This is a genomic window from Mesorhizobium sp. M0514, assembly GCF_040321145.1.
Taxonomy (GTDB): domain Bacteria; phylum Pseudomonadota; class Alphaproteobacteria; order Rhizobiales; family Rhizobiaceae; genus Mesorhizobium.
The window spans coordinates 170,477-177,022 of sequence record NZ_JAMYQZ010000003.1 but is presented as its reverse complement, the minus strand read 5'-3'; the positions used below and the strand labels follow the sequence as shown (position 1 = coordinate 177,022).

Genomic DNA, 6,546 nt, shown 5'->3' with positions numbered 1-6,546 from the left:
GTGACGTGAACAATCACCAGCCTGCCATGACCGCCCCCTCTCAGCGAATTTGCAGAACTCTCAGCACACTACCTTTTGGGTCGGCTGTACCACGACGAGCTTGGGGGAGATAGACCAGGTCCAACAGCGGCAACGGTATCAGCCCCTCGACAAGGGTTTTCAAGCGGCCGGAGCCCGTCCTGCCATTCGGTCGCCTGTCTTGATTTTGTCACCTCACAAGTCTAAGCGGCGGGCGCACGGTCGGCTCACGCGGCGAAGAGCCGTGCAATCTGACACGACGCGTCAATCTGAACGCACCCTTTAATCCGCCAAGGGAGACCGACGATGATCAAGGCCTTCGTCGTCGACAATGACCGCCTGCGCCCCGCCGACGATCTCGTGGCCAATGGCGATCACGTCGTCTGGGCCGACCTTCTCAACCCGACCAAGGAAGAAGAAACAGCGATCGAGACCTGGCTCGGCGTTGCCATCCCGACGCGCGAGGAGATGGAGGAGATCGAGATTTCGAGCCGCCTCTACATCGAGGACGGCGCCTACTTCATGACCGCCACCTTGCCAGCGCAGACCGAAATCGATGATCCCTTGATGTCACCGGTTACCTTTGTGCTTGCCGGCCCGAGACTGGTCACCATCCGTTATCATGAGCCGAAGGCGTTCAAGACCTTTCCCCTGCGCGCCGAGAAGGTGGCGACAGGCTGCACCACCGGCAACACCATCCTGATCGGCCTGCTGGAGGCGATCGTCGATCGCCTAGCCGATATTCTCGAACGCGCCGGCCGTGACATCGAGACGATCTCGCGCGATATCTTCGAAGCGCGGTCGACCAAGGTGAACAAGCGCAATCGCGACTTCCAGGAACTGCTCAAGGCCATCGGCCGCAAGGAGGACATTGCCTCCTCGATCCGCGACAGCCTTATCTCGCTGCAGCGCCTCACCGGCTTCCTTGCCCATGTCGCGACCCAGATCAAGATGAGCAAGGACGTCCGCGCCCGCATCAAGACAGTATCGCGCGACGTGCTGTCGCTCGCCGACCACGCCACCTTCCTGTCGCAGAAGATCTCGTTCCTGCTCGACGCGACGCTCGGCATGATCTCGATCGAGCAGAACGCCATAATCAAGATCTTCTCGGTCGCCGCCGTCATCTTCCTGCCGCCGACGCTGGTAGCTTCGATCTACGGCATGAATTTCGACGTCATCCCGGAGCTGAAATGGGAGCTCGGCTATCCCTTCGCCATCGGCCTGATGATCCTGTCGGCGATCCTGCCGTTCTGGTATTTCCGCCGCCGCGGCTGGTTGTAGGCCCAATAGAATTCGCTTGACCAAACGCCGCCCGGACGGCATCCGGATGCCCGGTGATCGTACAACCGGATTGGGATCATGACCGCAAAAAGCTGGGCCTACGAGGATTTCACCGAGGGCGCATCGATCGACCTCGGCGCCAAGCAGGTGAGTGCGGCCGAAATCATCGAATTCGCCACCGAATTCGACCCGCAGCCGATGCATCTCGACGAAGCCGCCGGCAAGGCCAGCATCCTTGGCGGCTTAGCCGCCTCCGGCTGGCACACCTGCGCGATCTTCATGCGCATGCTGTGCGACGCCTTCCTGCTCGACTCGACCGCGCAAGGCGCGCCCGGCATAGACCAGGTCAAATGGAAGAAGCCGGTGCTGGCCGGCGACACGCTGGCCGGCAGCACCAGCGTGCTTGCCAGGCGCCTGTCGAAATCCAGGCCTCAGCTCGGCCTCGTCACCTTGCGCAGCGAACTGTTCAACCAGCGCGGTGAAAGCGTCTTCGAACTTGAGAACACTGTCATGTTCTTGACCCGCGAGGCCGGCGCATGAGCCTCGACGCGTTCTTCCGCATCGGCGATACCATCAACCTCGGTTCGCACACATTCGAAGCCGAGGCGATCAAGGCGTTCGCCTGCAAATACGATCCACAGGTCTTTCATGTCGACGAGGAGGCGGCAAAGAAAAGCGTGTTCGGCCGCCTCTGCGCCTCAGGCTGGCACACCGCGGCCACCTGGATGAAGCTCAATCTCAAAAATCCTATGGACGCTTCTCAATGGACCGGACCCGGCCCGGTACCAGAATTCGGCCCCTCCCCCGGCTTCAGGAACCTGAAATGGCCAAAGCCGGTCTATGCCGGAGAAACCGTCACCTTCATGCGCACGGCCCTGTCCCACCGCCCGCTCGCCAATCGCCCCGGCTGGCGGCTGCTCGCGCTGCGCTCGGAAGGATTCGATTCTACGGGCGACAAGGTGCTGGAGTTCGACAGCGCGGTGCTGGTGAAGGCTGGGTAGGGCTAGGGTTTAGGCAGTAGGGATTAGGCAGCAGTGGGTGCTGCGCCTTGCACGGAATGCGGAGCTTCCCTCCCTACTCCCTACTCCCTACTCCCTACTCCCTACTCCCTACTCCCTAATGCCCCTCAAACCCGATCAACGTCCGCACCGGCACGCCCAGCGCTTCGAGCTTCGCCCGTCCGCCGAGATCCGGCAGGTCGATGACGAAGCACGCGGCAAGAATATCGGCGCCGATCTGCCTCAGCAACTTGACCGCCGCCTCCGCCGTGCCGCCGGTCGCGATCAGGTCGTCGACCAGGATCACCTTCTCGCCCGGCGCAACGCCGTCCTTGTGCATCTCCATCTCGTCCAGCCCGTATTCCAGGCTGTAGGCGACGCGTACCGTCTCGTAAGGCAGCTTGCCCTTCTTGCGGATCGGCACGAAGCCGGCCGAAAGCTGGTGCGCGACCGCACCGCCGAGGATGAAGCCACGCGCCTCGATGCCGGCGATCTTGTCGATCTTCTGGCCGGCATAGGGATGCACCAGCTCGTCGATGGCGCGGCGGAAGGCGCGCGCATTGCCGAGCAAAGTGGTGATGTCGCGAAACAGGATGCCGGGCTTGGGGTAGTCCGGAATGGTGCGGATCGCGGCGAGCAGCGTGTCTTCGAGCGAGGATTTCATGGGTCGAGATTACCTGAAACGGAGGTTGTTGCGCGACAATTGTTCGATCGAACTGCAGCCCATCAGCTTCATGCCGCGCTCGATCTCGACCCGCATCTGCTCCAGCGCCCGCTCTACGCCCGGCTGGCCGGCCGCCGCCAGCGGGAACAGATAATAGCGGCCGACGCCAACAGCCTTGGCGCCGAGCGACAGCGCCTTCAGCACATGGGTGCCGCGCTGCACGCCGCCATCCATGATGACGTCAATTCTGTCGCCGACGGCATCGACGATCTCGGCCAGTTGGTCGAACGCCGCCCGCGAGCCGTCCAGCTGCCGGCCGCCATGGTTGGACAGCACAATGCCGCTGCAGCCGATCTCGACGGCGCGCTTGGCATCCTCCACCGACATGACGCCCTTGAGACAGAACGGACCTCCCCACAGTCTGACCATCTCGGCAACATCGTCCCAGGTCATCGACGGATCGAGCATCTCGGTGAAGTAGCGGCTGATCGACATCGTGCCGCCGCCCATGTCGACATGCTCGTCGAGCTGCGGCAGCTTGAACCCCTCATGGGTGAAATAGTTGATCGCCCAGCCCGGCTTCAGCGCGAACTGCAGCATGCCGGAAAGGTTGAGCTTGAAGGGGATGGCAAAGCCGGTGCGCTTGTCGCGCTCGCGGTTGCCTCCGGTGATGCTGTCGACGGTCAGCATCATCACTTCGACGCCAACCGCTTTCGCCCGCTGCATCATCGCCCGGTTGAGGCCGCGATCCCGGTGGAAATAGAACTGGTAGACCTGCGGGCTGCTGCTGATCTTGCGCGCTTCCTCAAGACTGACGGTGCCGAGCGAGGACACGCCAAACATAGTGCCGAATTTGGCCGAAGCCTTGGCCACCGCGCGCTCGCCTTGATGATGGAACAGCCGCTGCAAGGCGGTCGGCGAGCAATAGACGGGCATGGCCAGCTTCTGGCCCATCACCGTCACCGACATGTCGATCTCGCTTACCCCGCGCAGCACGCTGGGAACGAGGTCGCAGCGCTCGAAACTCTCGGTGTTGCGGCGATAGGTGACCTCGTCGTCGGCCGCGCCATCGATGTAGTTGAAGATTGGCCCCGGCAACCGCCGCTGGGCCATGCGCCGGAAATCGGAAAAGTTGTGACAGTCGCGTAGCCGCATCGTCGATCCCAAATGCCCCTCTAGCCGGCTATCCGCCGGGCGCGCGTGCAATACCAATCGCATGGCGCCGTGCCAACGGACTTTCTCACTGGACGGCTGGCTGCGCCAAGATGCGAACCATGTCCGGTTTGGCAAGCAAAAAGGGCGTCCGAAGACGCCCTTTCCATTTCCGAGGAATAAGACGCGGCTTAGTGGGCCACGCCTTCCCACACCTTGCGCTTGGTCAGATACATCAGCGCCCCGAACAGAAGCAGAAACACCAGCACGCGGAAGCCGGTCTTCTTGCGGTCTTCCATATGCGGCTCGGCCGCCCACATCAGGAACGCCGAGACGTCGCGCGAATACTGGTCGATCGTCTGCGGCGAACCGTCATCATAGGTGACCTGGCCGTCGGACAGCGGCTTGGGCATCTTCAGCGACACGCCGGACATGAAGTATGGATTGTAGTGGGTGCCTTCGGGGATCACCATGCCGGCAGGTGGCGTCTCGTCGTAGCCTGTCAGCAGCGAATGGATGTAGTCCGGGCCGCCCTGCGCATATTGCGTGAAGATGTCGAAGACGAAGCGCGGGAAGCCGCGCTCGACGCCGCGCGCCTTGGCCAGCAGCGACATATCCGGTGGGGCAGCGCCGCCGTTAGAAGCGGCAGCCGCCTCCTCATTGGCGAACGGCGCCGGGAAATGGTCTGACGGCTTGCCCGGCCGGTCGAACATGTCGCCGGCATCGTTGGGTCCATCATGGATGGTGTACTCGGCCGACAGCGACTTGATCTGCGCTTCCGAATAGCCGAGGTCCTCCAGCGTGCGGAACGCCACCAGATTCATCGAGTGGCAGGCCGAGCAGACTTCCTTGTAGACCTTCAAGCCACGCTGCAGCTGCGCCTTGTCGTAGGTGCCGAACGGACCGGCAAAAGTCCAGTCCATCTCCTTCGGCTCGTGGATCGGGAAATGCGTCGGTGCCGCCGCGTTGTGCGCCTCTTCAGCGGCGATCGCCACACTGCCGACGGCTCCGATGCCAGCGGCAAACACGCCTAGCAGGGCGAGCGAGGTGAGAATCTTTTTCATGCCAAATCCCCTTAGATTCTCACTCAGCCTTTGGTTTCCGGCGCCGCGGTCGCACCGGCCGGATGTCCCCCTCCGGCACCCTTGTTCTTCTCCAGCACCGCCTCGGTGATCGAATTCGGCAGTCTGCGTGGCGTCTCGATCAGGCCAAGCACCGGCAGGATGACGAGGAAGAAGGCGAAGTAGAACAGTGTCGCCGCTTGAGCGTAGCCAACGTAGTTGCCCGAGACCTCACCTATCAGGAGGGTCAACAGACCGCCGCCTTCCGCCGGCTGCGAGCCAAGCCAGCCAAGCAGGACAGCGTCTGCGACGAACAGCCAGAAGAACAGCTTGTACCAGGGCCGGTAGACCGCCGAGCGCACCTTGGAGGTGTCGAGCCACGGCACCAGGAACAGCATGACGATGGCGCCGAACATGCACAGCACGCCACCGAGCTTGGAGTTGATCGGCCCGATGTTGAAGGTGATCGCGCGCAGGATCGCGTAGAACGGCAGGAAGTACCATTCCGGCACGATGTGGGCCGGCGTCTTCAGCGGGTTGGCGATCGTGTAATTGTCCGGATGGCCGAGAAAGTTCGGCAGGTAGAAGACGAAATAGGCGAAGAAGAACAGGAACACGATCATGCCGAATGCATCCTTGATGGTCGCATAGGGCGTAAAGGCAACGGTGTCGGTCTTCGATTTCACCTCGATGCCGGTCGGGTTCGACTGGCCGACCACGTGCAGCGCCCAGACGTGCAGCACGACGACGCCGGCAATCATGAACGGCAGCAAATAGTGCAGCGCAAAGAAGCGGTTGAGCGTCGGGTTGTCGACGGCGAAACCGCCGAGCAGCAGTTCCTGGATCCAGTTTCCGACCAGCGGAATGGCGCTGAAGAAGCCGGTGATGACGGTGGCGCCCCAGAAGCTCATCTGACCCCAGGGCAGCACATAGCCCATGAAGCCGGTCGCCATCATCAGCAGATAGATGATGCAGCCGAGGATCCACAGCAGCTCGCGCGGCGCCTTGTAGGAGCCGTAATAAAGCCCGCGGAAGATGTGGATGTAGACGGCGACGAAGAAGAACGAGGCGCCGTTGGAATGCATGTAGCGCAACAGCCAACCGGAATTGACGTCGCGCATGATCTTCTCGACCGAATTGAAGGCGAGATTGGTGTCGGCGGTATAGTGCATGGCGAGCACGATACCGGTCAGGATCTGCGCCACCAGCATGATCGTGAGGATGCCGCCGAAGGTCCACGCATAGTTGAGGTTGCGCGGCACCGGATAAGCGATGAAGCTGTCATAGAGCATGCGCGGCAGCGGCATGCGGGCGTCGAACCAGCGTTCGATACCGGTCTTGGGCGTATAGGTCGAGTGTCCCTCGCTCATCG

7 protein-coding genes are annotated in these 6,546 nt (G+C 62.1%); 3 read left to right on the top strand and 4 right to left on the bottom strand.

The features are described from left to right. Positions 1 to 324 precede the first annotated feature (324 nt). The 3 genes from corA to NKI61_RS02595 all read left to right on the top strand — a co-directional run bounded on the left by corA (position 325) and on the right by NKI61_RS02595 (position 2,300). The gene (gene corA / locus NKI61_RS02605) at positions 325 to 1,299 is read left to right on the top strand and encodes a magnesium/cobalt transporter CorA (RefSeq protein WP_023695808.1); all 975 of its coding nucleotides are present in this window, start codon (positions 325 to 327) and stop codon (positions 1,297 to 1,299) included. A gap of 78 nt (positions 1,300 to 1,377) precedes the next feature. Next, the gene (locus NKI61_RS02600) at positions 1,378 to 1,839 is read left to right on the top strand and encodes a MaoC family dehydratase (RefSeq protein ID WP_023670033.1); all 462 of its coding nucleotides are present in this window, start codon (positions 1,378 to 1,380) and stop codon (positions 1,837 to 1,839) included. After that, positions 1,836 to 2,300 carry a MaoC family dehydratase gene (locus tag NKI61_RS02595; RefSeq protein ID WP_023744290.1) on the top strand — a complete coding sequence of 155 codons (465 nt, stop codon included), beginning with the start codon at positions 1,836 to 1,838 and terminating at the stop codon, positions 2,298 to 2,300. The genes NKI61_RS02600 and NKI61_RS02595 overlap by 4 nt, the downstream gene beginning before the upstream one ends. A 115-nt stretch (positions 2,301 to 2,415) precedes the next feature. Here NKI61_RS02595 and NKI61_RS02590 read toward each other — a convergent pair whose 3' ends face one another. From NKI61_RS02590 to NKI61_RS02575, 4 genes are all read right to left on the bottom strand, one after another. Then, the gene (locus NKI61_RS02590; RefSeq protein ID WP_013529989.1) at positions 2,416 to 2,961 is read right to left on the bottom strand and encodes an adenine phosphoribosyltransferase; all 546 of its coding nucleotides are present in this window, start codon (positions 2,959 to 2,961) and stop codon (positions 2,416 to 2,418) included. 9 nt (positions 2,962 to 2,970) lie between these two features. Further along, entirely contained in the window at positions 2,971 to 4,116 is a 1,146-nt protein-coding gene (locus NKI61_RS02585) for an alpha-hydroxy acid oxidase (protein WP_352838788.1), read from the bottom strand. Between the two features lie 188 nt (positions 4,117 to 4,304). Further along, entirely contained in the window at positions 4,305 to 5,177 is an 873-nt protein-coding gene (locus NKI61_RS02580) for a cytochrome c1 (RefSeq protein ID WP_023670029.1), read from the bottom strand. Positions 5,178 to 5,200: 23 nt separating this feature from the next. Next, entirely contained in the window at positions 5,201 to 6,544 is a 1,344-nt protein-coding gene (locus NKI61_RS02575) for a cytochrome b (RefSeq protein ID WP_023733359.1), read from the bottom strand. Positions 6,545 to 6,546: the final 2 nt, after the last annotated feature.

What these genes read in the sequence shown, in the direction of transcription:
- corA (WP_023695808.1), top strand. Translation starts at nt 325, where the DNA reads ATGATCAAGGCCTTCGTCGTCGACAATGACCGCCTGCGCCCCGCCGAC.
- NKI61_RS02600 (WP_023670033.1), top strand. Translation starts at nt 1,378, where the DNA reads ATGACCGCAAAAAGCTGGGCCTACGAGGATTTCACCGAGGGCGCATCG.
- NKI61_RS02595 (WP_023744290.1), top strand. Translation starts at nt 1,836, where the DNA reads ATGAGCCTCGACGCGTTCTTCCGCATCGGCGATACCATCAACCTCGGT.
- NKI61_RS02590 (WP_013529989.1), bottom strand. Translation starts at nt 2,961, where the DNA reads ATGAAATCCTCGCTCGAAGACACGCTGCTCGCCGCGATCCGCACCATT.
- NKI61_RS02585 (WP_352838788.1), bottom strand. Translation starts at nt 4,116, where the DNA reads ATGCGGCTACGCGACTGTCACAACTTTTCCGATTTCCGGCGCATGGCC.
- NKI61_RS02580 (WP_023670029.1), bottom strand. Translation starts at nt 5,177, where the DNA reads ATGAAAAAGATTCTCACCTCGCTCGCCCTGCTAGGCGTGTTTGCCGCT.
- NKI61_RS02575 (WP_023733359.1), bottom strand. Translation starts at nt 6,544, where the DNA reads ATGAGCGAGGGACACTCGACCTATACGCCCAAGACCGGTATCGAACGC.